This window comes from Pseudomarimonas salicorniae (genome assembly GCF_023156535.1).
Taxonomy (GTDB): Bacteria; Pseudomonadota; Gammaproteobacteria; order Xanthomonadales; family Xanthomonadaceae; genus Pseudomarimonas; species Pseudomarimonas salicorniae.
In genome coordinates, this window is the sequence record NZ_JALNMH010000006.1 from 252,031 (window position 1) to 273,220 (window position 21,190).

Annotated in this window: 22 protein-coding genes; 16 read left to right on the forward strand and 6 right to left on the reverse strand. The window is 68.8% G+C overall.

The annotated features are described in order from the left end of the window. Positions 1-165 precede the first annotated feature (165 nt). From pyrG to M0G41_RS08990, 9 genes are all read left to right on the forward strand, one after another. Entirely contained in the window at positions 166-1,821 is a 1,656-nt protein-coding gene (gene pyrG / locus M0G41_RS08950) for a CTP synthase (protein ID WP_248208161.1), read from the forward strand. Next, positions 1,818-2,654, forward strand: a complete 837-nt coding sequence (gene kdsA / locus M0G41_RS08955) for a 3-deoxy-8-phosphooctulonate synthase (RefSeq protein ID WP_248208164.1) — start codon at positions 1,818-1,820, stop codon at positions 2,652-2,654. The genes pyrG and kdsA overlap by 4 nt, the downstream gene beginning before the upstream one ends. A gap of 36 nt (positions 2,655-2,690) precedes the next feature. Continuing rightward, a complete protein-coding gene (locus M0G41_RS08960) occupies positions 2,691-3,212 on the forward strand; it encodes a DUF2314 domain-containing protein (protein ID WP_248208167.1) in 522 nt (173 codons plus the stop codon). Further along, complete coding sequence (gene eno / locus M0G41_RS08965) at positions 3,209-4,492, forward strand: phosphopyruvate hydratase (RefSeq protein ID WP_248208169.1); 1,284 nt, start codon at positions 3,209-3,211, stop codon at positions 4,490-4,492. The genes M0G41_RS08960 and eno overlap by 4 nt, the downstream gene beginning before the upstream one ends. A 13-nt stretch (positions 4,493-4,505) precedes the next feature. After that, on the forward strand, positions 4,506-4,802 hold the full coding sequence (ftsB, locus tag M0G41_RS08970) for a cell division protein FtsB (protein WP_248208172.1): 297 nt from the start codon (positions 4,506-4,508) through the stop codon (positions 4,800-4,802). After that, positions 4,799-5,494, forward strand: coding sequence for a 2-C-methyl-D-erythritol 4-phosphate cytidylyltransferase (gene ispD, locus M0G41_RS08975; protein ID WP_248208186.1), 696 nt, complete (start codon positions 4,799-4,801; stop codon positions 5,492-5,494). The genes ftsB and ispD overlap by 4 nt, the downstream gene beginning before the upstream one ends. A 213-nt stretch (positions 5,495-5,707) precedes the next feature. Next, on the forward strand, positions 5,708-6,202 hold the full coding sequence (gene ispF, locus M0G41_RS08980) for a 2-C-methyl-D-erythritol 2,4-cyclodiphosphate synthase (protein WP_248208196.1): 495 nt from the start codon (positions 5,708-5,710) through the stop codon (positions 6,200-6,202). After that, positions 6,199-7,224 (forward strand): tRNA pseudouridine(13) synthase TruD, encoded by a 1,026-nt coding sequence (truD, locus tag M0G41_RS08985; RefSeq protein WP_248208198.1) that lies wholly within the window; start codon positions 6,199-6,201, stop codon positions 7,222-7,224. Before ispF ends, truD begins: the two co-directional genes overlap by 4 nt. 704 nt (positions 7,225-7,928) lie before the next feature. After that, a complete protein-coding gene (locus M0G41_RS08990) occupies positions 7,929-8,135 on the forward strand; it encodes a hypothetical protein (RefSeq protein ID WP_248208200.1) in 207 nt (68 codons plus the stop codon). A 9-nt stretch (positions 8,136-8,144) separates the two neighbouring features. Here M0G41_RS08990 and M0G41_RS08995 read toward each other — a convergent pair whose 3' ends face one another. From M0G41_RS08995 to epmB, 6 genes are all read right to left on the reverse strand, one after another. Then, the gene (locus tag M0G41_RS08995; protein WP_248208203.1) at positions 8,145-8,705 is read right to left on the reverse strand and encodes a Smr/MutS family protein; all 561 of its coding nucleotides are present in this window, start codon (positions 8,703-8,705) and stop codon (positions 8,145-8,147) included. A 23-nt stretch (positions 8,706-8,728) separates the two neighbouring features. Continuing rightward, a complete protein-coding gene (gene phbB, locus M0G41_RS09000) occupies positions 8,729-9,472 on the reverse strand; it encodes an acetoacetyl-CoA reductase (protein WP_248208204.1) in 744 nt (247 codons plus the stop codon). A gap of 51 nt (positions 9,473-9,523) precedes the next feature. Beyond that, the gene (gene gluQRS / locus M0G41_RS09005; protein WP_248208207.1) at positions 9,524-10,417 is read right to left on the reverse strand and encodes a tRNA glutamyl-Q(34) synthetase GluQRS; all 894 of its coding nucleotides are present in this window, start codon (positions 10,415-10,417) and stop codon (positions 9,524-9,526) included. Beyond that, complete coding sequence (gene cysZ / locus M0G41_RS09010) at positions 10,414-11,163, reverse strand: sulfate transporter CysZ (RefSeq protein ID WP_282452818.1); 750 nt, start codon at positions 11,161-11,163, stop codon at positions 10,414-10,416. Before cysZ ends, gluQRS begins: the two co-directional genes overlap by 4 nt. Positions 11,164-11,170: 7 nt before the next feature. After that, positions 11,171-13,246, reverse strand: coding sequence for an EAL domain-containing response regulator (locus tag M0G41_RS09015; protein ID WP_248208211.1), 2,076 nt, complete (start codon positions 13,244-13,246; stop codon positions 11,171-11,173). An 89-nt stretch (positions 13,247-13,335) separates the two neighbouring features. Further along, the gene (gene epmB / locus M0G41_RS09020; RefSeq protein WP_248208214.1) at positions 13,336-14,337 is read right to left on the reverse strand and encodes an EF-P beta-lysylation protein EpmB; all 1,002 of its coding nucleotides are present in this window, start codon (positions 14,335-14,337) and stop codon (positions 13,336-13,338) included. A 115-nt stretch (positions 14,338-14,452) separates the two neighbouring features. On the opposite strand from epmB, the gene efp reads away from it, so the two are divergent. The 7 genes from efp to M0G41_RS09055 all read left to right on the forward strand — a co-directional run bounded on the left by efp (position 14,453) and on the right by M0G41_RS09055 (position 20,667). Then, entirely contained in the window at positions 14,453-15,019 is a 567-nt protein-coding gene (gene efp / locus M0G41_RS09025; RefSeq protein ID WP_248208217.1) for an elongation factor P, read from the forward strand. A 76-nt stretch (positions 15,020-15,095) separates the two neighbouring features. Beyond that, complete coding sequence (locus M0G41_RS09030; RefSeq protein ID WP_248208226.1) at positions 15,096-16,442, forward strand: TRZ/ATZ family hydrolase; 1,347 nt, start codon at positions 15,096-15,098, stop codon at positions 16,440-16,442. Continuing rightward, complete coding sequence (gene ubiG, locus M0G41_RS09035) at positions 16,439-17,140, forward strand: bifunctional 2-polyprenyl-6-hydroxyphenol methylase/3-demethylubiquinol 3-O-methyltransferase UbiG (RefSeq protein WP_248208229.1); 702 nt, start codon at positions 16,439-16,441, stop codon at positions 17,138-17,140. The genes M0G41_RS09030 and ubiG overlap by 4 nt, the downstream gene beginning before the upstream one ends. After that, the gene (gph, locus tag M0G41_RS09040) at positions 17,137-17,826 is read left to right on the forward strand and encodes a phosphoglycolate phosphatase (protein WP_248208235.1); all 690 of its coding nucleotides are present in this window, start codon (positions 17,137-17,139) and stop codon (positions 17,824-17,826) included. Before ubiG ends, gph begins: the two co-directional genes overlap by 4 nt. After that, on the forward strand, positions 17,823-18,593 hold the full coding sequence (locus M0G41_RS09045; RefSeq protein WP_248208237.1) for a hypothetical protein: 771 nt from the start codon (positions 17,823-17,825) through the stop codon (positions 18,591-18,593). The genes gph and M0G41_RS09045 overlap by 4 nt, the downstream gene beginning before the upstream one ends. 151 nt (positions 18,594-18,744) lie before the next feature. Then, entirely contained in the window at positions 18,745-19,674 is a 930-nt protein-coding gene (gene folE2 / locus M0G41_RS09050; RefSeq protein ID WP_248208277.1) for a GTP cyclohydrolase FolE2, read from the forward strand. A 549-nt stretch (positions 19,675-20,223) separates the two neighbouring features. Next, on the forward strand, positions 20,224-20,667 hold the full coding sequence (locus tag M0G41_RS09055; protein WP_248208238.1) for a PRC-barrel domain-containing protein: 444 nt from the start codon (positions 20,224-20,226) through the stop codon (positions 20,665-20,667). The last annotated feature ends 523 nt before the right edge of the window (positions 20,668-21,190 follow it).

The following is a 21,190-nucleotide window of genomic DNA, read 5'->3' on the forward strand; positions in this document are numbered from 1 at the left end:
GGGGAAACCAGCCGCGCATGGTTGCCCGTCCGCCGGCCGAACGCAACCGCCGGGGCCGCGCTGCGCGGAGCCCCGCCGGGGCCGGATGCCGGCCCGGCTGAACGCCCGGGCTGCCGTCCCCCGGCCCACTCCGGTAGAATGCCGCTTTCACGCAGCCTACCTGCCATGACTCCCCTGATTTTCGTTACCGGTGGCGTGGTGTCCTCGCTTGGCAAGGGCATCGCTGCCGCGTCGCTGGCCGCCATCCTCGAAGCGCGCGGTCTGCGCGTGGCGATGATGAAGCTCGATCCCTACATCAACGTCGACCCGGGCACCATGAGCCCGTTCCAGCACGGCGAGGTCTACGTCACCGACGATGGCGCCGAAACCGACCTTGATCTCGGCCACTACGAGCGCTTCGTCCGGGTCCACCTGACCCGCAACCACTCGATCACAACCGGCCGCATCTACGAGAACGTGATCCGCCGCGAGCGCCGCGGGGACTACCTCGGCGCCACCGTGCAGGTGATCCCGCACATCACCGACGAGATCAAGCGCTGCGTCAACGAGGCCACCGAGGGCTTCGACGTCGGCCTGGTCGAGATCGGCGGCACGGTGGGCGACATCGAGTCGCTGCCCTTCCTCGAGGCGATCCGTCAGATCCGCACCGAGCGCGGCCCGCACAAGGCGATCTTCATGCACCTGACCCTGGTGCCCTGGATCGCCGCCGCCGGCGAGCTGAAGACCAAGCCGACCCAGCATTCGGTGAAGGAGCTGCGCTCGATCGGTATCCAGCCGGACATCCTGGTCTGCCGCAGCGAGCAGCCGCTGCCGGAGTCCGAGCGGCGCAAGATCGCGCTGTTCACCAATGTGCCGGAGAAGGCGGTCATCTCGGCGGTGGACCTCGACAACATCTACAAGATCCCGCTCTGGCTGCATGAGCAGGGCCTGGACCAGATCGTGGTCGAGGACCTGAAACTCGACGTGCAGCGCGAGGCCGACCTGTCCGAGTGGCGCGCCGTGGTCGACGCCATGGTGCACCCGGTCGACGAGGTCACCGTGGCCGTGGTCGGCAAGTACGTCGATCACGCCGATGCCTACAAATCGCTGGCCGAGGCGCTCAAGCACGGCGGACTGCGCCAGCGCACCCGGGTCAAGCTGAAGTGGCTGGAGTCCGAGCAGGTCGAACGCGAAGGCGTCGACGTGCTCAAGGGGGTCGACGCCGTGCTGGTGCCGGGCGGCTTCGGCGACCGCGGCTTCGAGGGCAAGGTGATGACCTCGCGCTACGCCCGCGAGCAGGGTGTGCCGTACTTCGGCATCTGCTACGGCATGCAGGCGGCGGTGGTCGACTTTGCCCGCCATGTCGCAGGGCTCGAGGGCGCCAACAGCACCGAGAACGACAAGGCCAGCCCGCATCCGGTGATCGGCCTGATCACCGAATGGCGCACCTCCGGCGGCGACGTCGAGCGGCGCGGTGAGGGTGACGACAAGGGCGGCACCATGCGTCTTGGCCTGCAGGAATGCCGGCTCAAGCCGGGGACCAAGGCACGCGCGCTGTATGGCAAGGACGTGGTCGCCGAGCGGCACCGTCATCGCTACGAGTTCAACAACCGCTATCGCAGCCAGCTCGAAGAGGCCGGCCTGGTGATCAGCGCCAAGTCGATGGACGACCTGCTGGTCGAGATGATCGAGCTCTCCGACCACCCGTGGTTCGTCGCCTGCCAGGCGCATCCAGAGTTTCTCTCCACCCCGCGTGACGGTCACCCGCTGTTCATCGGCTTCATCCGCGCCGCGCGCGAGCACAAGGCCGGGGGCAAGCTGCTCAAGGAGGCCAGCGCTTGAAACTCTGCGGATTCGAGGTCGGTCTCGACCAGCCGTTCTTCCTGATTGCAGGCCCCTGCGTGATCGAGTCGCAGCAGCTGCAGCTCGACACCGCCGGCGCCCTGATGGAGATCACCAGCGAGCTGGGCATCCCCTTCATCTTCAAGTCGAGCTTCGACAAGGCCAACCGCACCTCGGCCGGCAGCTTCCGCGGCCCGGGCATGGAGGAGGGCCTGAAGGTGCTGTCCGAGGTCAAGTCGCAGCTCGGCGTGCCGGTGCTCACCGACGTCCACGAGTACACGCCGATGGACGAGGTGGCCTCGGTGGTCGATGTGCTGCAGACCCCGGCCTTCCTCTGCCGGCAGACCGACTTCATCCAGAACGTCGCCCGCGCCGGCAAGCCGGTGAACATCAAGAAGGGCCAGTTCCTCAGCCCCTGGGAGATGAAGCACGTCGCCGCCAAGGCCAAGGCCACCGGCAACGAGCAGATCATGGTCTGCGAGCGCGGCGCGAGCTTCGGCTACAACAACCTGGTCTCCGACATGCGCTCGCTGGCGGTGATGCGGGACACGGGCTGTCCGGTGGTGTTCGACGCCACGCACTCGGTGCAGCTGCCCGGCGGCGCCGACGGCAAGTCCGGCGGGCAGCGCGAGTTCGTCCCGGTGCTGTCGCGCGCGGCGGTGGCCGCCGGCGTGGCGGGGCTGTTCATGGAGACCCATCCGGACCCCGACAAGGCGCTCTCCGACGGTCCCAACGCCTGGCCGCTGCCGAAGATGCGTGCCCTGCTGGAGACCCTGATGGAGCTGGACCGCGCGGTGAAGCGCGCCGGCTTCCTCGAGTCCACGGGCGGATGAGGGCGCGGTGCTGCGGCCGCCGGGGAAGAGGCTGAGTTGAGCGGCCTGATCTGGCTGCTGCTGGCGGTGGGCGTCCTGCTGGTGCTCTGGCGGGTCCTGCTGGCACGCAGTCGCGCCGCGCGCGCAACTCCCATGCAACCCGATGACCCCTGGCTGCTCGCGGCGATCAGCCGGGCGCGGGCCTCCTATCCGGATATGCTCGCCCTGCTGGCCACCGGCCAGGAGCTGGTGGTGAAGTTCCCGCTGGCCAACTCGGAAGGCGAGCTCGAGCACGTCTGGGGCGGCGTGGAGCGTGCGGACGAGCAGGGCGTCGAGGTGTCCATCGTGACCCCCTTGCTCGTCGGCGAAACCCCGCAGGGTCCGCGACGCATAGCCCGCGACGAGATCGAGGACTGGCAGGCCTTCCTGCCCGACGGCGGCATCCGCGGTGGCTTCACCACCCAGGCCCAGCTGGCGGTGTGCCGGCGCGAGGGCTTTTCGATTCCGACGCGGCTGCAGGAGCAGACCGCGCGCTTCCTTGACTCCATCGATTTTTCATCACCCGAGACTTCACCATGACCTCGATCAGCGCCATCCACGCCCGCGAGATCCTCGATTCCCGCGGTAACCCCACCCTCGAAGCCGAAGTCACCCTGTCCAGCGGGCACGTGGGCCGTGCGGCGGTGCCGTCGGGCGCCTCGACCGGGACCAAGGAGGCAGTGGAACTGCGTGATGGGGACAAGACCCGCTATCTCGGCAAGGGTGTCAAGAAGGCCGTGGCCAACGTCAACGGCGTGATCGCCGAGGCGCTGAAGGGATTCGACGCCGCCGACCAGAAGGGCCTCGACAGCAAGCTCATCGACCTCGACGGCAGTGACAACAAGGGCCAGCTCGGCGCCAACGCGCTGCTCGGCGTGTCGCTGGCCAACGCCCACGCGGTCGCTGCCGCAAAGGGCCTGCCGCTGTGGAAGCACCTTGCCGGTGATCGCGAGGTAGCGCTGCCGGTGCCGATGATGAACATCATCAACGGCGGTGCGCATGCCGACAACAATGTCGACCTGCAGGAGTTCATGATCCTGCCGCTCGGCCTGCCGAGCTTCTCCGAGGCACTGCGCGCCGGCACCGAGGTGTTCCACGCGCTGAAGTCGGTGCTCAAGGGGCGTGGCCTGTCGACCGCCGTCGGCGATGAGGGCGGCTTCGCCCCGGACCTGAAGTCGAACGAGGAAGCGCTGGAGACCATCCTCGAGGCGATCAACAAGGCCGGCTACAAGGTTGGCGAGGACATCGCGCTGGGCCTCGATGTTGCCAGCTCGGAGTTCTACGAGAGCGGCAAGTACAACCTGGTGGGCGAGGGCAAGCGCCTGTCCTCCGAGCAGTTTGTCGAGTTCATGGCCGACTGGTGCCGCCGCTATCCGATCGTCACGATCGAGGATGGCATGGCCGAGGACGACTGGGCTGGCTGGAAGGCCCTGACCGCGGCGCTCGGCAGCAAGGTCCAGCTGGTCGGTGACGACCTGTTCGTGACCAATCCGAAGATTTTCCGCGACGGTATCGACCAGCAGGTGGCCAATGCCATCCTGATCAAGGTCAACCAGATCGGCACCCTCAGCGAGACGCTGGAGGCCATCGCCATGGCCCATGCCGCGAACTACGCCGCGGTCGTGTCGCACCGCTCGGGCGAGACCGAGGACACCACCATCGCCGACATCTCGGTTGCGACGACGGCCACCCAGATCAAGACCGGCTCGCTGTGTCGCAGCGATCGCGTGGCCAAGTACAACCAGCTGCTGCGCATCGAGGAAGCGCTCGGCAAGTCGGCGCGCTACGCGGGCCGGGCGGCCCTGCTCGGCCGCGCCTGAGGGGCGGCGTGACTTGCGTCGCCTGATCGCCCTGGTGCTGATCCTGATGCTGGCCGGCCTGCAGGCCAAGCTGTGGCTGGGGGAGGGCGGTCGTGCCGAGGTCGAGGCGCTGCGCGAGTCGGTCAAGCTCCAGCGCGCCGAGAACAAGCGGCTTGAGCAGCGCAATGCGGCACTCGGCGCCGAGGTGGAGGATCTCAAGTCCGGCACCGCGGCGGTCGAGGAGCGGGCCCGGACCGAACTCGGCATGATCAAGCCCGGGGAGACGTTCTACCGGGTCATCGACCCGCCGCCGGCGGCGCAGGCGCCATGAGCTGGGTCGTCGTGCCCGCGGCAGGCCGCGGCAGCCGCTTCGGCGGCGCCGTGCCCAAGCAGTACCTCAGCCTGTTCGGGCGCAGCGTGTTGCATCACACGCTCGACCGCCTGGCTCGGCATCCGGAGATCAGCGGCCTGGTGGTCGCGCTCTCCGCCCAGGATGCCCACTGGCCGGGCTGGCGCGAGATGCGCGGCAAGCCGGTCCTGCGCTGCGAGGGCGGCCGCGAGCGTGCCGATTCGGTGCTGGCCGGCCTGCGCGCCCTGCCCGATGCCGTGCGCGAGCGCGACTGGGTACTGGTCCACGATGCGGCGCGCCCCTGCCTGCGGCAGGATGACCTCAGCCGCCTGCTCGAGCACGGCCGCGTCCACGGCGTCGGCGCCATCCTCGCCGCTCCGGTGCGAGACACCCTGAAGCGGGCGACCGCTGATGGCGAGATCGCCGGCAGCGAGCCGCGCGAGCGCCTGTGGCGCGCCCTGACCCCGCAGATGTTCCGTCGCGCCACCCTGACCCGGGCGCTGGAGTCGGCCCTCGCCGCTGGCGCGGCGATCACCGACGAGGCGATGGCGGTCGAACGCATCGGCCTCAAGCCGCTGCTGGTCGAGGGCGCCGAGGACAATCTCAAGATCACCACCGAGGCCGACCTGCCGATGGCCGAGTTCCTCTTGGGGCGGTTGGGGAGTGAGGCTTGAGGGGCAGGGTTCGGTCGCTGCGCCGCCTGCGCCTCCGCTTCGCTGGTTCGAGGTTCGCAGAACCCTGCACCGTCCGGATGTAGGAGCCAGCTTGCTGGCGATCGTCGTTCCGACGGCGCGGATCGCCAGCAAGCTGGCTCCTACAATGGGCGCGGGACACGCACTTGCGAATCCCGAATTCCGAATCCCGAAACGAACAAGGTTCCGTCACCCATGCAAACCACACTTCCCCTGCGCATCGGCATCGGCTACGACGTCCACGCTTTCGGCGAGGGCGATCACGTGATGCTGGGAGGGGTGCGCGTCGCGCACTCCAAGGGGCTGCAGGCGCACTCGGACGGTGACGTGCTGCTGCATGCGATCTGCGATGCGCTGCTCGGCGCGCTGGCGCTGGGCGACATCGGCAAGCATTTCCCGCCCAGCGATCCGCAGTGGAAGGACGTCGACAGCCGCATGCTGCTGCGCGCGGTCCAAGCCCTGCTGCAGGAGCGTGGCTGGCGGGTCGGCAATGTCGACAGCGTGGTGGTCTGCGAGCGGCCCAAGCTGGCGCCGCACATCGACGCCATGCGTGCTGCCATCGCCGAAGACCTGCGGGTCGACACCGGCGATGTGGCGGTGAAGGCAACCACCAGCGAGCGGCTGGGCTTCACCGGGCGCGAGGAGGGCATCGCGGCCCAGGCCGTGGTCACCCTGATCGCCCGCCAGTGAGCCCGCCGCTGCCCAGCGCCTTCGGCGGGCCGGTGCTGACCGCGCGAATCCGCAGCTGCCCGGAGGACTTCATCGTCGAGGAGCAGCTCGGCTTCACTGCCGACGGGGAGGGCGAGCACGCCTTTCTCGAGGTCGAGAAGCGCGGCGCCAACACCGCCTGGGTCGCGGGTGAGCTGGCCCGCTGGGCCGGCATTCCGTTGTCCGCGGTCGGCTATGCCGGGCTGAAGGACCGCCACGCCGTCACCCGGCAGACCTTCACCCTGCACCTGCCCGGGCGCGAGACGCCAGCAAACCTGCCCGAGCATCCGGAGTACCGGGTGCTCGGTGCCAGCCGGCACCGGCGCAAGCTGCCGCGCGGAGCGCTGGAGGGCAACCACTTCGTGCTGACCCTGCGCGATGTGGAGGGTGATCTCGAGCGGATCGAGGCGCGGCTCGCGCAGATCCGTGAGCGCGGCGTGCCCAACTGGTTCGGCGAGCAGCGCTTCGGTCGCGACGGCGGCAATCTCGAACGCGCACGCGCCCTGTTCGCCGGCCGCCGGATGCGTCGAGATCAGGCCTCGATCCTGATCTCGGCGGTGCGCTCCGCAGCCTTCAACCGTGTTCTCGCGGCGCGGGTGGCGGACGACTGCTGGGACCGCCCGGTCACCGGTGAGGTGTTCATGCTGGCCGGCGGGCGCAGCATCTTCGGCCCGGAGCCACTCGACCAGACCCTGGTCCGGCGCTGCGCCGAAGGCGACCTCCACCCCACCGCCGCGCTCTGGGGCAGCGGCGAGCCGCGCAGCAGCGAACGCTCCCGCGACTACGACCTGATCGCCCGGGAGATTGGCGAGGACCTCATCGCGGGTCTGGAGCGCGCCGGTTTGCGCCAGGAGCGACGCGCCTGCCGCCTGCTTGCCGCGGATCTCGCCTGGCGCTGGCCGGATCAAGCCGTGCTGGAGCTGAGCTTCCGCCTGCCCGCCGGAGCCTACGCCACCGCCCTGCTGGCCGAGCTGGGCGAGTGCTCCGCTGGGCTGGCGGACTGACAGGCCGCAGGGTGCGATCGGTCGCCGATGCGTGGTTTGGGCGCAAGGCAGACGTACCGCAAAACCCCAATGTAGGAGCCAGCTTGCTGGCGATAGGCGCCCCCGACGGGATGATCGCCAGCAAGCTGGCTCCTACACGCAGCGGTGCTGCAAGGTCCGTTTTGCGCCGTAAAGCTGACCTTGCCGCAGTCGAATTGTGGGAGTGCCCTTGGGCGCGACCGCGGAGTTCCGCTCTGGCCGTGGTCTGAGGTGAATCCGTAGCGCCGCGGTCGCGCCCAAGGGCACTCCCACAGTCGGGCACCCTTGGGGGTCGACGAAGGCCTATAGGGTGTGCCTTGGCGCGCCGATAAGGGCGTTCGGACGGTACGCCCGGTGCGGCCAGCCGCACCCTATGAATGTCTTCTTTATGAATGTCTGCTTCGCGCCCGTTGTTTAACTCGGTGAAGCTTTACCTTCGTGCCTTCGGCAGCGCGGGTGCCAAGCGCCGTATCTGATGCGTGAGCGATGAAAAGCACTTCGAGATGTCCGCGGCGACGAGCCGAGTCGATCGAGCGCCGGGCCGTGGATCGCCGCGGGCCGCCGGGGCGGAGCGATGGCTGGGCGCGATGGGCGGCGAGGACGGTTCCTGTCGGCTTCACCCTCGGGGAGTAAGCTGGAAGTGCTCCGCGAGGGGCAAGCCACCAGGACCACTCCAGGAGGCCCACATGAAAGTCAGGACTCTGCGAATTGCGGCGCTGGCCGCCGCGGGTCTGCTGGCAGGATGCGCCAGCAGCGGCACTGCCCGGATGGACGCGGGCGCGAACGCCTACAAGGTGGACGCCCAATATGTCGCCCGGGTCGAAGCCATCGCGCGCCAGCGCGGTGTCGACGTCGAATGGGTGAATCCGCCGCGGACGATCGATCGCCGCTAGACCGTCGGCTCAGGCCGGGTCGGACAGCAGCACCAGCAGCGCCCCGGTGCCGCCCTGTTGGGCCGGCGCCGAGCTGAACGCCAACACGTCGTTGCGTTGGCGGAGGTGTCCTTCGACCCAGGGTCGGAGAACGGCGCGGCCGCCCGCGCTGCGCAGGCCCTTGCCATGGACGATGCGTACGCAGCGCAGGCCGCGTTCCCGCGCTTCTCGCAGGAAGGCGCGCAGAAGTTCACCGGCCAGTTCGACCCCGGCCTGATGCAGGTCGATCTCGTCCTGCACGGTGTAAAGGCCGCGGCGCAGGCGCTTGAAGGCCCGCAGCGGCAGCTCCGGGCGGCGGTACAGGCTGGCATCGCCGGCGGCGAGGTCATCGGCCTGAGGCGTGTGGGAAGTCGCGATGGCGGCCTGCTCGTCGGCCTCGAACTGTCGTGGCCGGGGCCGAGGCCGGGGCGCACGCGGCGGGACCGGCGCGTCCTTGATGCGTCGAACCGGTCCTACCGCCTTGTCGAGCAGGGCTGGATCATTGTCGTCCAGCGCCTGCCAGTCTTCGTCGTCGGGTCGGGATCCTGCCATGGATCCGAGCATACTCGCCCCGATCACCAGCCCATGTAATGACCGCCATTGATCGACAGGTTGGCGCCGGTGATCCAGGCCGCCTCCTCCGGAATGAAGAAGCCGACGGCGTAGGCGATCTCGTCCGGGCTGCCGAGGCGACCGACCGGGATCTGGGCGGCGATCTTGGCGCGGACTTCCTCGGGTACGGCCATCACCATGTCGGTGGCCACATAGCCCGGGGAAATGGTGTTCACGGTGATTCCGAACTTGGCGTTCTCCTGGGCCAGCGAGATGGTGAAGCCGTGCATGCCGGCCTTGGAGGCGGCGTAGTTGGCCTGGCCGTACTGGCCCTTCTGGCCGTTGATCGAGCTGATCTGGAGGATGCGCCCCCACTTGCGATCACGCATGCCCTCGATCACCGCCCGGGTCACGTTGTAGCAGGAGTTGAGGTTGGTGTTGATGACCTCCATCCACTGGTCGGGCGACATCTTGTGGAAGGTGCCGTCGCGGGTGATGCCGGCGTTGTTGACCAGGATGTCCACCTGGCCCAGCTCGGCCTCCACCGCCTTGATCATCGACGCCGCGGATTCCGGGCTGGCGACGTCGCCCGGGACGATCGCCACCTCGACCCCCTGAGACTTCAGCTGCGCCTGCCAGGCCTTGGCCTTTTCGGCATTGCGGTAGTTGGTCGCCACCCTGTGGCCCATGGCAGCCAGTTTCTTGCAGATGGCCGTGCCGATGCCGCCGGTGCCGCCGGTGACCAGCGCGATACGCGAATTGCTCATGGATCCCCTCCGTAGATGATGCGCGCAACCACCTCCGCGCGAACGGCCAGTTTACACAGCGTCGATGACGTTCCGTGTGGCTTCGGGCAGTGCGGCGGGCTGAATACGTGTGCAGTCCCAGTGCTGCTGCGCCGCAACATGCAGTTCCGACACGCTGCGGCAGCCCGACAGGCGATCGGCTGGCTGGGCGAGGTGGGCCCAGGCCGCGCGCAGGACGGAGCAGGGATCTTCCCGCTCGATATCAGCTGCCCCGTCAGACTTGCTGAGCTTGCGGCCCTGCGGGTCGAGCACCAGGGGCAGGTGCAGGGTGGTGGGGTGGGGCAGGCCGAGCGCCCTTTGCAGCAGACGCTGCCGCGGCGTTGACCAGAGCAGGTCGGCGCCACGTACGACATCGGTGATGCCCTGCCAGGCGTCGTCGACCACCACGGCCAGCTGGTAGGCATAGAGGCCGTCGGCGCGGAGCAGGACGAAGTCGCCACAGTCGCGGCCCACCGCCTCGCAGCAGCGGCCGTAAAGGCGGTCATCGAAGCAGACCTCGGCATCGGCCACGCGCAGGCGGATGGCAAAGCGGTTCGGGTCGACGGGCACCAGGCAGCGCCGGTGGATGCCAGCGGACGCCGCCAGCTGGCGGCGGGAACAGCTGCAGTGGAAGGCCAGTCCAGCGTCCAGCAAGGCCTCGACCGCGGCGCGATAGGCGCCGTGTCGCGTGCTTTGCCGCACCACCGGCTCATCGGCAAGCAGGCCGTAGCGGGCGAGTGTGCGCAGCTGCGCCTCGGCGGCGCCCGGCACCTCGCGCGGCGGATCGAGGTCCTCGATGCGGACCAGCCAGGCGCCCGAGTGGCGCCGCGCCTCGAGCCAGCTGGCCCAGGCGGCTACCAGGGAGCCGAAGTGCAGGGGGCCGCTCGGCGTCGGCGCAAAGCGGCCCCGGTAGGCCGCGTCGCTCATTCCGGGTCGGGCGTGCGCGGCAGGCGCTCGTGGACGAACAGGGTCATGCCGCAGACCGCTGCCGGCAACAGCACCAGATTCAGCAGGGGGACCAGCAGCACGCCCATGGAGGCGAAGCCGAAGCCCATGACGCCGAGCCGGTTCAGGCGCAGGAAACCGAGTTGCTCGGACAGGCTCATCCGGCGCAGGCCGAGGGCGTGGGCGGCGTGTTCCATCGCCAGCAACCAGGCGGTGAGCAGCAGGCCGAGCGGCGCGGCGACCAGGTTGACCACCGGCACCAGGCCCAGCAGCAGGACGCCGGCGGTGCACAGCAGGATGTAGCCGAGGCGGCGCAGCTCAAGTCCCGTATCGCGGGCGAGGTCCGGCAGGAAGCCGGCGCCGGGCGGGGGTGCGGGACCGCCCAGGCGCTCGTTGACCTTGGCCGCGAGCAGGCCAAGGAACGGGCCCAGCAGCAGGTTGGCCAGCACAGTGAAGGCGAACAGCGTGCCGACCAGCAGGGCCAGGATCAGCACCGGGAACAGCAGCCAGCGCAGCCAGCTGGCCTGATCCGGCAGCCAGGCATCGAGGGCCGACTCAAGGCCCCAGAGCGCGACGCCGGCAGCCAGCGCGAACAGCACGATATTGCCCAGCGCCGGCAGCAGGACGAAGCGCCGCAGACCCGGTTGGCCGAGCATACGGAATCCCTCGATCAGGCAGGCGGGCCCGGAACGCTGCGGGCGGCCCGGCACGGGATCGGAAACCGGCATGCCGGGCTCAGCCGAACTCGTAGTTCATCTCCGGCCCCGGCGGCGCCAGGAAGTTGCCGGAAACGTAGTTGACCGAGCTGGTGAAGAGGACGGTCATGCTGGCAGCGTCCTGGACGAACTCGGCAATGGTCCGCTTGCCGAGGTCCCGTGCGCGGTCGGCAATCTCGCGGATCTTTTTCTGGTGCTCGGTGTTCTTGGCCAGATCGACCATGAACGAGCGGTCGATGCGCAGGAAGTCGGCATCGATGTGGTTCAGCACCTGGAATGAGTTCACGCCCGAGCCGAACTGCTCCAGGGTCAGCCCGACATGGAAGCGCTTCAGCGCTTGGGCGAACTCCTGCGCCGGGCGCAGGTTGGTGAACACCTTGGATTCGGGGATTTCCAGCACCAGCCTCGAGCCGTCGATGCCGAGCTTGGCGATCTGCCGGCCGATCAGGCCCGGCAGCTGCTCGTCCATGAGGCTGCTGGCGGTGATGTTGACGAACAGCGTGGTGTCGCGGCGCAGCTTGTGGCGCTCGGAGATCAGGGCGAGTGCGCGTCCGATCACCCAGCGGTCGATGCGACCGGTCAGCCCGTGTTCCTCGGCTTCCGGGAGGAAGGACAGCGGCGGGACCAGCTCGCCGCTCGGCAGCTTCATCCGGATCAGCACCTCGTAGGCCTCGCCGGGATCGCCATGCAGGGAGATGACCGGCTGGAAGTGGAGCACGAAGCTGTTGTTCTCGAGGGCCTGCTCGATCTCGCGCACCCGCTCCTGGATGCGCTGCTCCTCGGCGCGGTCGCCCGCTGCCGGGTCGAACAGCTCGACGCGGTTGCCGCCCATCGACATGGCGGCGTTCACGCACTGCGAGGCCTTGCCGAGGATCTGCTGGGTGGTGGCGATGCGCTCGCCGATCTGCACCGCGCCCAGGCTGACCCAGATGCTCATCGACTTCTCGCCGATCTCGAGGATCTTGCCGTCGAAGGCGGCGCGTACCTTGTCGGCGGTCTCGGCAGTCTTCTTGTGGTTGCTCTTCTCCAGCCGCGCGGCGAAGGTGTGTTCACCGAAGCGGGCGAGGACCTGTTCGTCGCCAAGTACCTTCTGCAGGCGCTGGGCGCAGGCCTCGAGCAGGGAGTCGGTGTTGCCAAGGCCGATCTCGGCCAGCACCGAGGCGTAGTTGTCGATCTCGATCAGCAGCAGGGCCAGCTCCTTCTCGCCCTCGGCGGCCCGCGCCGCCGTGTGGTCGACCTCGGCGAGGAAGTGCTGGCGGTTGTACAGGCCGGTCACCTGGTCGCGCTGGCGCAGCTCATCCAGCTCGCGTACGACCTCGGCGTCGATCGAGCGCTGGCGGAAGATCACCTGCAGGCAGGGCTCGCCCTCGTAGCTGGCCTGGGCGAACTCCATCACCGCCTCGAAGGCCGAGCCGTCGCCGCGCTGGGCGGTGAGCTGCATGGTCTTCGGCGGTGGCTCGCCCTTGGTCAGGCGCTTGAGCAGCTGGCGGAACTCCTCGGCGTGGGCCGGGGCGACGAGGTCGAGCAGGGACAGGCCCTCGACCTCCTCGAACTCCTCGAAACCGAACATCTCCAGATAGGCCTGGTTGGCCCGGATGTGCATGCCCTCGTGGATGTAGGCGATCGGGTCGCGCGAGGACTCGATCAGCGCATCGCAGCGGCGCTCGGTCTCGCGCAGGGAAGCCTGCAGCCGGCGCACGCTGCGCCGGCTCTCGACCGCGGCGAACGCATTGGCGATGGAGAACTGCAGGATCTCGGGATGCGCCCGCGGCGCGACCCGCGGCACGCCGCTGTCGAAGGCGCGCTGGATATTGGCATCGGTCAGCTCATTGAGCACGGCGATGATCGGCACGTCCTTGCCGCTGGCCTCGACCAGCTCAACGACGCGTTCCATCGGAATCAGCCGCGCCTCCGCGCCGACCACCACGAGGTCGAAGCTCTGCTGCCCGATCACCGTCTCGAAATGATCTTCCGATTCGGCCTTGGTGGGGCGCACCGCCATGCCGCCGTTGCGCAGGATGCTGGCGATGCGTTCGGCATCCTCGACCCGGTCCTCGACCAGCAGAAGGCGTACAACGGATTCGCGGGGGGTCATGAGCAGGACGGCAGCCTAAGACGTGAGGAGTCTCACATGATTGTCCGCGGCCGCCAAGCCGCCCGCCGTCATGAAGAAGACGTGATGCGTCACATCGGGCTCTTGTAGGGCTCCCCGGCCACCTCACGCACCAGTCGGGGCAGGAGGTAGCCGGGCAGTCTCCGCCGCAGCTGCTCGATAAGGCTCCGGGCCTCGTCGTCGCCCACCTCGAAATGCGCCGCCCCGGCCACCCGGTCCAGCTGGTGCAGGTAATAGGGCAGGACGCCGGCCTCGAACAGCCGCTCGGACAGCCCGGCCTGGGCCTCGACGCTGTCGTTCACCCCGCGCAGGAGCACCGCCTGGTTGAGCAGCTGCACGCCGCTTCGGCGCAGCGCCGCGCAGGCCTCGGCCACCCGGGTGTCGATCTCTTGGGCGTGGTTGGCGTGCAGGACCATGGCCACCGGCCAGGGCAGGGTGGCCAGCCAGTCGAGCAGTTCGCAGTCGACCCGCTCGGGCAGTACCACCGGCAGGCGGGTGTGCAGGCGCAGGCGGCGAAGCTGCGGCAGGTCGGACAGGGCAGCGGTGAGCTGGGCCAGTTTGGCGGTCGACAGGGCCAGGGGGTCACCCCCGCTCAGCAGGACCTCGTCAATGCTCGGATCGGCGCGTAGGGCCGCGAGGGCCGGTGCCCAGCCGTCCCGGGCGGCCAGCTCCTCCGAATAGGGAAAGTGGCGCCGGAAGCAGTAGCGGCAGTGAATGGCGCAGCTGCCGGTGGCGATCAGCAGGGCGCGCCCCTGGTACTTGTGCAGCACGCCCGGGGCCTCGCGGCTGGCCAGATCGCCCACGGCATCGAGATCGAAGCCGGGCTGCGGCCGGTACTCGGCGTCCAGAGGCAGGACCTGGCGCAGCAGCGGGTCTTCTGGGTCGCCCGGGCGCATCCGCGCCACGAACCCGCGCGGCACGCGCAGGGGAAACGCATGGCCGGCCGCCGGCAGCCGCCCGGCCAGGGACTCAAGGCCGAGCAGGGCGAGCAGCTCGTGAGGGTCGGTGACCAGGTCGCGGTAGGCCCGGCGCCAGTCGCTCGGCTGGGCGTCGAAGGAGGTTGCAGGTATCATTGCGGGTTTGATTGTGGGTCTTGTGGGGCGCGCGCCTGACTAGATCGCATCGATTCCACGACAGCACAGTGTAGCCGCCCGGCGCGCGCCGGCGCCGCACCCCTAGGAGTTCCGCATGGCCAGCTACGGCATGAACGACGTCAAGAACGGGATGAAGATCCTGGTCGACGGTCAACCCTGCGTCATCGTCGACACCGACTACATCAAGCCGGGCAAGGGCCAGGCCTTCACCCGCGTGAAGTATCGCAACATCCGCACCGGCCGCGTGGTCGAGCTGACCATGAAGTCGACCGACTCGGTCGAAGCCGCGGACGTGGTCGATACCGACATGCAGTACCTCTACAACGACGGCGAGTTCTGGCACTTCATGCAGCCGGAAAGCTTCGAGCAGCACACCGCCGACAAGAACGTCATGGGCGACGCGGCGCAGTGGCTGAAGGGCGAGGAGATGTGCGTCGTCACCCTGTTCAACGGCAGCCCGCTTTCGATCGCCCCGCCGAACTTCGTCGAGCTGCAGATCGTCGAGACCGATCCCGGCGTGCGCGGTGACACCTCGGGCGGCGGCGGCAAGCCGGCCAAGCTCGAGACCGGTGCCGTGGTGCGCGTGCCGCTGTTCGTCGCCCAGGAGGAAGTCATCCGGGTCGACACCCGCACCGGGGAATACGTATCCCGCGTGAAGTGATGGCGAGCCCCACGCGCCCCCCACATCCGGCCTGTCATGATCGGCAGCCAGAATGGGCGCTGTCGAGGAAGTCCGCATGAGCGCGCAGGAACAGTGTGACTGGCTGGTCAGCGCCGGCTGGGTCGTGCCGGTGGAACCCCATGGCGTGGTGCTGGAAGACCACGCCGTGGCGGTGAGCGGTGGCCGGATCGTCGCCATCGGCCCGCGTGAAGACCTTGAAGCGCGGTTCGATGCCAACGAGCGGCTGGAGCGGCCCGGGGCGATCCTGCTCCCGGGTCTGGTCAATGCCCATACCCACAATCCGATGACCCTGATGCGCGGGGTCGCCGACGACCTTCCCCTGCACGAATGGTTGACCGGCCACATCTGGCCGATCGAGGGCGCGGTGATGGGCCCGGCCTTTGTCGCGGACGGCGTCGAGCTGGCCATCGCCGAGATGCTCCGTGGCGGCACCACCTGCTGCAACGAAAGCTACTTCTTTCCAGACGTGCAGGCCGCGACCTATGCCCGGTTGGGTTTCCGCGCGGTGGTCGGCCTGCCCTTCATCGATTTCCCGACGCCCTGGGCGAAGAGCGCCGACGAATACTTCGACAAGGCACTCGAAGTGCACGACAACTACCGCGGCCACGCTCTGGTGCGGATGTCGTTCGCACCGCATGCGCCTTACACGGTCAGCGATGCCGCCTTCGAGCGCATCCGCATGCTGGCCGACCAGCTCGACGTGCCGGTGCACTGCCACATCCACGAGACCGCGCACGAGGTCAGCGAGGGGCAGAAGCAGCATGGCATGCACCCGCTGGCCCGGCTCGACCGGCTCGGCCTGGTCAACCGACAGCTGATTGCCGTGCACATGACCCAGCTGACCGACGCCGAGATCGCGCTCTGCGCGCAGCGCGGGGTCAGCGTTGTGCATTGCCCTGAATCCAACCTCAAGCTGGCCTCGGGCTTCTGCCCGGTCGAGAAGCTGCGCAGGGCAGGGGTGAACCTGGCCCTGGGCACCGACGGCTGCGCCAGCAACAACGACCTCGACATGGTCGGCGAAATGCGCACCGCGGCCCTGCTGGCCAAGGGCGTGGCCGGCGATGCCGCCGCGCTCGGAGCGCCCAGCGCCCTGCGCATGGCGACCCTGGGCGGTGCACGCGCGCTGGGCCTCGAGCAGGAGATCGGATCGCTGGAGGTCGGCAAGCAGGCGGATTTCTTCACCCTGCGTCAGGACCAGGTCGAGGGCGCGCCCTGCTACGAGGCCATTTCCCAGCTGGTCTACGCCGGGGCCCGCAGCCAGGTGCAGGACGTCTGGCTCGCCGGCCGCAGGCGGCTGGCCGACGGCCAACTGCTCGATATCGACAGCCAGGCGCTGCGCCACAAGGCGCGCGAGTGGCAGCAGCGCATCGCGGCGATTCCGCGTGTCGAGGAGTCGAAGTGAGCGCGCAGAACGCCGACCCCGGCGAGATCGCCAAGTTCGACCGACTGGCCGCCCGCTGGTGGGACCCGCAGGGCGAATCGCGACCGCTGCATGAGCTGAACCCGGCGCGCCTGCGCTACGTCGCCGAGCGCTGCGCGCTGCGCGGCCGGCGCGTGCTGGACGTCGGCTGCGGCGGTGGCCTGCTGTCCGAGGCGCTGGCCCGCGAAGGCGCCGAGGTGGTCGGAATCGACCTCGCTCCGGAGCTGATCGAGGTGGCCCGTCTGCACCTGCTTGAGAGCGGCGTGCAGGTCGACTACCGGCAGATCACCGCCGAGGCGCTGGCCGAGCAGGAACCGGCAAGCTTCGATGCCATCACCTGCATGGAGATGCTCGAGCATGTGCCCGATCCCGGTGCGGTAATCGCTGCGATGGCCCGCCTGCTAAAACCCGGCGGCCAACTGTTCCTGTCCACGCTCAATCGCACCCCGCAGTCGTTCGCGGCGGCCATCGTCGGCGCCGAGTACCTGCTGCGCCTGTTGCCGCGCGGCACGCACAGCTACCGCAGCTTCATCCGCCCGGCCGAGCTCTCCGCCGCGCTGCGCGACGAGGGACTGGTGCTGAAGGACGTCAGCGGATTGCACTATCTGCCCTTCCTGGGCCGCGCCTGGGTCGGCCCCGGCACAGCGGTGAACTATCTCGCCTGGGCGGGCAAGCCGTGAGTCTGCGCTGCTGGACCGACCGCTCCGCGGTGCTGTTCGACTTCGACGGCACCCTTGCCGATACCGCCGCCGACCTCTGCGCCGCGGCCAATGCGCTGCGCGTAGAAGAGGGCCTCGCGCCGCTGCCGCTGGCGCAGTTCCGGCCCTGGGTCTCGCGCGGCGGCAAGGCCATGCTGGACATCGCCTTTGCCCATCGCGACGAGGCCTTCCGCGGCGCCCTGCTGCCGGCCTTCCTCGCCCGCTATGAGGCCGACTGCGCGCGCCACACGCGACTCTTCGACGGCATGGAAGCGCTTCTGCGCGCGCTGGAAGCGCAGGGCACGCCCTGGGGCATCGTCACCAACAAGCCGATCCACCTGGCGCGCCCGGTGGTCGAGGCGCTGGGGCTCTCGCAGCGCTGCGCCGTGCTGCTCGGCGGCGACAGCCTGCCGCGCAAGAAGCCCGATCCGCTGCAGCTGGTGACCGCCTGTGACGGCCTGGGCATCGAGCCAAGCCAGGCCATCTATGTCGGCGACGACCTGCGCGATGTCGAGGCGGCCCACGCCTGCGACATGCCCTGCATCGTCGCTGGCTGGGGCTACATCCCGACCGGTCAGGACGCGGCGGACTGGGGCGGCGAGCTGCTGCTGGACGATCCGCGCCAGCTGCAGGCAGCACTCGGGCTGGAGCGATTCGCTGCGGCATGAGCGAGGCGGCACGCAGCTTCATCGACAAGCAGCTGGGGCGCGAGGCGGCCTACCGGCTGCTGCCCACCTTCGCGCCGGGCCTGAAACAGTCCTGGCTGCCGGCCTGGGTCGGACTGCTCGGCGAGCTGGACGAAACCATCTTCGAGCGCTCCGACCCGCGGGTCGCCCAGACCAAACTGCTGTGGTGGGGCAAGGACCTCGCCGCCGGGGCCTCTGCCCAGCATCCGCTCAGTCGACAGTTGCTGGCTGCACCCCATGCGGCGCGAATCGGTGCCGAGGCCTGGCTGGCTCTTGCCCAGGAGGCGCTGCGCCTGTCCCTGCTGGATGCCGCGCCGCGCGACTGGGCCGAGGCCGATGCGCTCTGGCGGTCGCTTGCCGAGCGCGTTGCCGCTCTGGAATCGGCGCTCTGCGGCGTCGAGACTTCGCCGCAGGCCGTCGCCCTGCAGTGGCAGCGACAGCGGCTCTGGCACGCCATGCTGCTTGGACGCCACGACCAATCGCTGGCGCCGCTGGGTTGGCAGGCCGATGCTCGGCGCGAAACGCCGTCGGCGCGGCTTTGGCAGGACTGGAGCGCCAGCAATGCCGCTGCGCTGGACGCCGAGCGGGCTGCGCGTCTGCCGCTGCACCGCACGCTGCTGCGCGGGGTCTGGGCCTGGCGGCTGCCCCGGCTGCTGGCTGGCCGCCCGCTGCACGATGGCCTCGCGCCAGGCGGCGCGGCCTTGCTCTGGCGTAGCTGGCGTGCCGCGGTGAAGGCAGCACGCAGCTGAACGCACCGCGTTTTCACATGTGCGAAGCTAGCCTGCGACCGCCGGTCGATGCTGGCTTCCTACCCCGTCCCGCTTCCCCGCGGCGCAAGTCGTCGCGATGATCAAGGAGTGCCCCGTGGCCCCTCGTCAATTGGATAACACCGTGCGCCTGATGCCCGACATTGCCTCCGAGGCCCGCCCCGCCGTGGCTGGCGAGCTGGACTGGGTGGGGATGGGCGAGATCGAAGTGCCGGTCAGCCTGCCGGGCACGGATGGCGCCGTCAGCGGCCCCGCCCGGGTGACCGCCTTCGTCAACCTGACCCGGCCGGAAGTGCGCGGCATCCACATGTCACGGCTCTATCTTCACGTCGACAAGCTCCTGTCCAGCGAGCCGGTCAGCCCCTGCACCGTCCGCCGCGTGCTCAAGGAGTTTCTCGATTCCCACGCCGACCTGTCCGACCGCGCCATGCTCAAGCTGCGATTCGAGCACATGGTCCGTCGTCCCGCGCTGGAAAGCGACAACAGCGGCTGGCGCTCCTACCCGATCGAGATCACCGGGATCATGGAGCGCAATCAGTTCTCGCTGGAACTGGGCGTGGAGGTCGTCTACTCCAGCACCTGCCCGTGCTCGGCGGCGCTCGCCCGCCAGCTGATCCAGGAGCGCTTCCGCCAGGACTTCGACGGCGCCGACAGCCTCGACCCGGCCAAGGTGCTGGCCTGGCTGGGCAGTGAGCAGGGCATCTGCGCCACGCCGCACAGCCAGCGCTCGACCGCCGAGGTTCGGGCCAAGCTCGTGCCGAGCTTCCAGAGCTTCCCCATCGTCGAGATGATCGATCGCCTCGAAGGCGCGCTGAAGACGCCGGTGCAGACCGCGGTCAAGCGCGTCGACGAGCAGGCCTTTGCCCGCCTCAACGGCCAGAACCTGATGTTCTGTGAGGACGCCGCCCGCCGCCTGCAGGCAGCCCTCAACGAGGACGACCGCATCGCCGACTTCTGGCTGCGCGCCACCCACTACGAGAGCCTGCACCCGCACAATGCGGTGGCGGTCGCCTCGAAGGGCGTGCCCGGCGGCTACGGCCCGGACGGTGCGATCGGGCGCTGATTCCCCCACGGCACCGCGCGAAACGGCCGTGCCTGCGGCCATTCTTCGTCAGGGCGCCGGTTGCCGGCTGAAGCGAACGCCCTGACCGCAGCGGCCGGTTCGGGCGCATCCTTGCCCTTCGCCGCGCGTTGCCGAAGCCGAAAGGGTGCGCCTTGGGCGCATCGATACGGGGCTTCGAACGGTACACCCGCTGCGCCCAAGGCGCCCCTTTCGGATGTCCGGGCTGCGTCGCCCCTTCGCGTTGTTTGCCTTCCCGTGCTGTTCCGGGGCGTCAGACGGTTCCAATCCGCCGCCATCCTTCATCCAGGCATCAGCCCCTTGCAAGGCCTCCGTTGTGCCTGGAGCCGTGCGCCTTCGAGGGAGCGCTCAGTGCCTGTACCGGGGGCGGCGCGCGAGGCGTGCCTCCCTGTGTCTTGAGTGAAGGCGCCCTCGCCCGTCAAGCGCGCTGTCGCACAGACCCGTTGGGGCTTCTCCACCATCCTTCGATTCGTGGTCGCCCGCCCGCCGCCGCGCGACATTCCCAACTGCGGGCATGAATCGGAGAACACCATGAACTACACGCAAAGAGATCCACTGGGCATGTACAAGGCCCGGGGCAATCCGCCGCTCGGGCCCAGCACGCGTCACGGCCCCGGCCCTGAGCTGATGGGTGCCGACACCCTGATCGGCAACAGCGTCTTCAACGGCAGCGATGAAGACATCGGGTCGATCAAGGAGATCATGCTCGACATGCGCAGCGGTCGGATCGGCTACGCGGTGCTGTCCTTTGGCGGCTTCCTCAGCATGGGCACCAAGCTGTTCGCCGTGCCCTGGGATGCGCTGAGCCTCGATGTCGAGAAGAAGCGATTCCTGCTCGACGTTGACAAGGAGCGGCTCAAGGCGGCTCCGGGCTTCGATGCGGACAACTGGCCGAACATGGCCAACGCGGATTGGGCCGATAGCATCCACAGCTACTACGGCGTCGCTCCGCAGTCGCCGGATCGCCCGGTCTGAACAATTCAGGGCGTTGGCGAACGGTCAACGCCTTGACCCTGTATCCCGCCCACTCCCGGCAGCAGCCCTGCCGAGGACGGACCTGTTCCCCGAGCGCCGCAGTGCATCATGCGCGCCTCACCGAAATTTCTGTTCGTTGTCATCATCGCCATGCTGACGTTGGGCGCCTGCCAGTAGCGTTCCACCGAGATCGGCAAGGTCGTCACCCATGCTGCGGATCACGGCGGAACGTGGACACCTGCTTCAACTCGTGTTGGACAGCTGTTCCGGCTGCTCTGGTCACCCGCGGATCACCGGTGCCGACGTCGATAGCCGAGAATCGGTGCGCGTAGGGACTGTCTCCGGCCAGGGGTGCGCGCTCGCATAGGCGAAACGTGGGCGCAAAGCAGACGTACCGCAAAACCCGAATGTAGACACTCTGTTCCCTGTCAAGCGATTTCTTGGCTCGGGAACAGCCTGCTCCCGTCGTACTTTTCTGGGCTTTTGACGAGGGTCCAGGCAGCGGTGAGCAGCTTTCTCATGA

Excerpts from the sequence above, each read along its gene's own strand:
- M0G41_RS09045 (WP_248208237.1), top strand. The coding sequence starts at position 17,823 with ATGAGCGAGGCGGCACGCAGCTTCATCGACAAGCAGCTGGGGCGCGAG.
- cysZ (WP_282452818.1), bottom strand. The coding sequence starts at position 11,163 with ATGCCGGTTTCCGATCCCGTGCCGGGCCGCCCGCAGCGTTCCGGGCCC.
- M0G41_RS08990 (WP_248208200.1), top strand. The coding sequence starts at position 7,929 with ATGAAAGTCAGGACTCTGCGAATTGCGGCGCTGGCCGCCGCGGGTCTG.
- M0G41_RS09055 (WP_248208238.1), top strand. The coding sequence starts at position 20,224 with ATGAACTACACGCAAAGAGATCCACTGGGCATGTACAAGGCCCGGGGC.
- M0G41_RS08995 (WP_248208203.1), bottom strand. The coding sequence starts at position 8,705 with ATGGCAGGATCCCGACCCGACGACGAAGACTGGCAGGCGCTGGACGAC.
- gluQRS (WP_248208207.1), bottom strand. The coding sequence starts at position 10,417 with ATGAGCGACGCGGCCTACCGGGGCCGCTTTGCGCCGACGCCGAGCGGC.
- phbB (WP_248208204.1), bottom strand. The coding sequence starts at position 9,472 with ATGAGCAATTCGCGTATCGCGCTGGTCACCGGCGGCACCGGCGGCATC.
- pyrG (WP_248208161.1), top strand. The coding sequence starts at position 166 with ATGACTCCCCTGATTTTCGTTACCGGTGGCGTGGTGTCCTCGCTTGGC.
- efp (WP_248208217.1), top strand. The coding sequence starts at position 14,453 with ATGGCCAGCTACGGCATGAACGACGTCAAGAACGGGATGAAGATCCTG.
- folE2 (WP_248208277.1), top strand. The coding sequence starts at position 18,745 with ATGCCCGACATTGCCTCCGAGGCCCGCCCCGCCGTGGCTGGCGAGCTG.
- eno (WP_248208169.1), top strand. The coding sequence starts at position 3,209 with ATGACCTCGATCAGCGCCATCCACGCCCGCGAGATCCTCGATTCCCGC.
- ispD (WP_248208186.1), top strand. The coding sequence starts at position 4,799 with ATGAGCTGGGTCGTCGTGCCCGCGGCAGGCCGCGGCAGCCGCTTCGGC.
- epmB (WP_248208214.1), bottom strand. The coding sequence starts at position 14,337 with ATGATACCTGCAACCTCCTTCGACGCCCAGCCGAGCGACTGGCGCCGG.
- ispF (WP_248208196.1), top strand. The coding sequence starts at position 5,708 with ATGCAAACCACACTTCCCCTGCGCATCGGCATCGGCTACGACGTCCAC.
- M0G41_RS09015 (WP_248208211.1), bottom strand. The coding sequence starts at position 13,246 with ATGACCCCCCGCGAATCCGTTGTACGCCTTCTGCTGGTCGAGGACCGG.
- M0G41_RS09030 (WP_248208226.1), top strand. The coding sequence starts at position 15,096 with ATGAGCGCGCAGGAACAGTGTGACTGGCTGGTCAGCGCCGGCTGGGTC.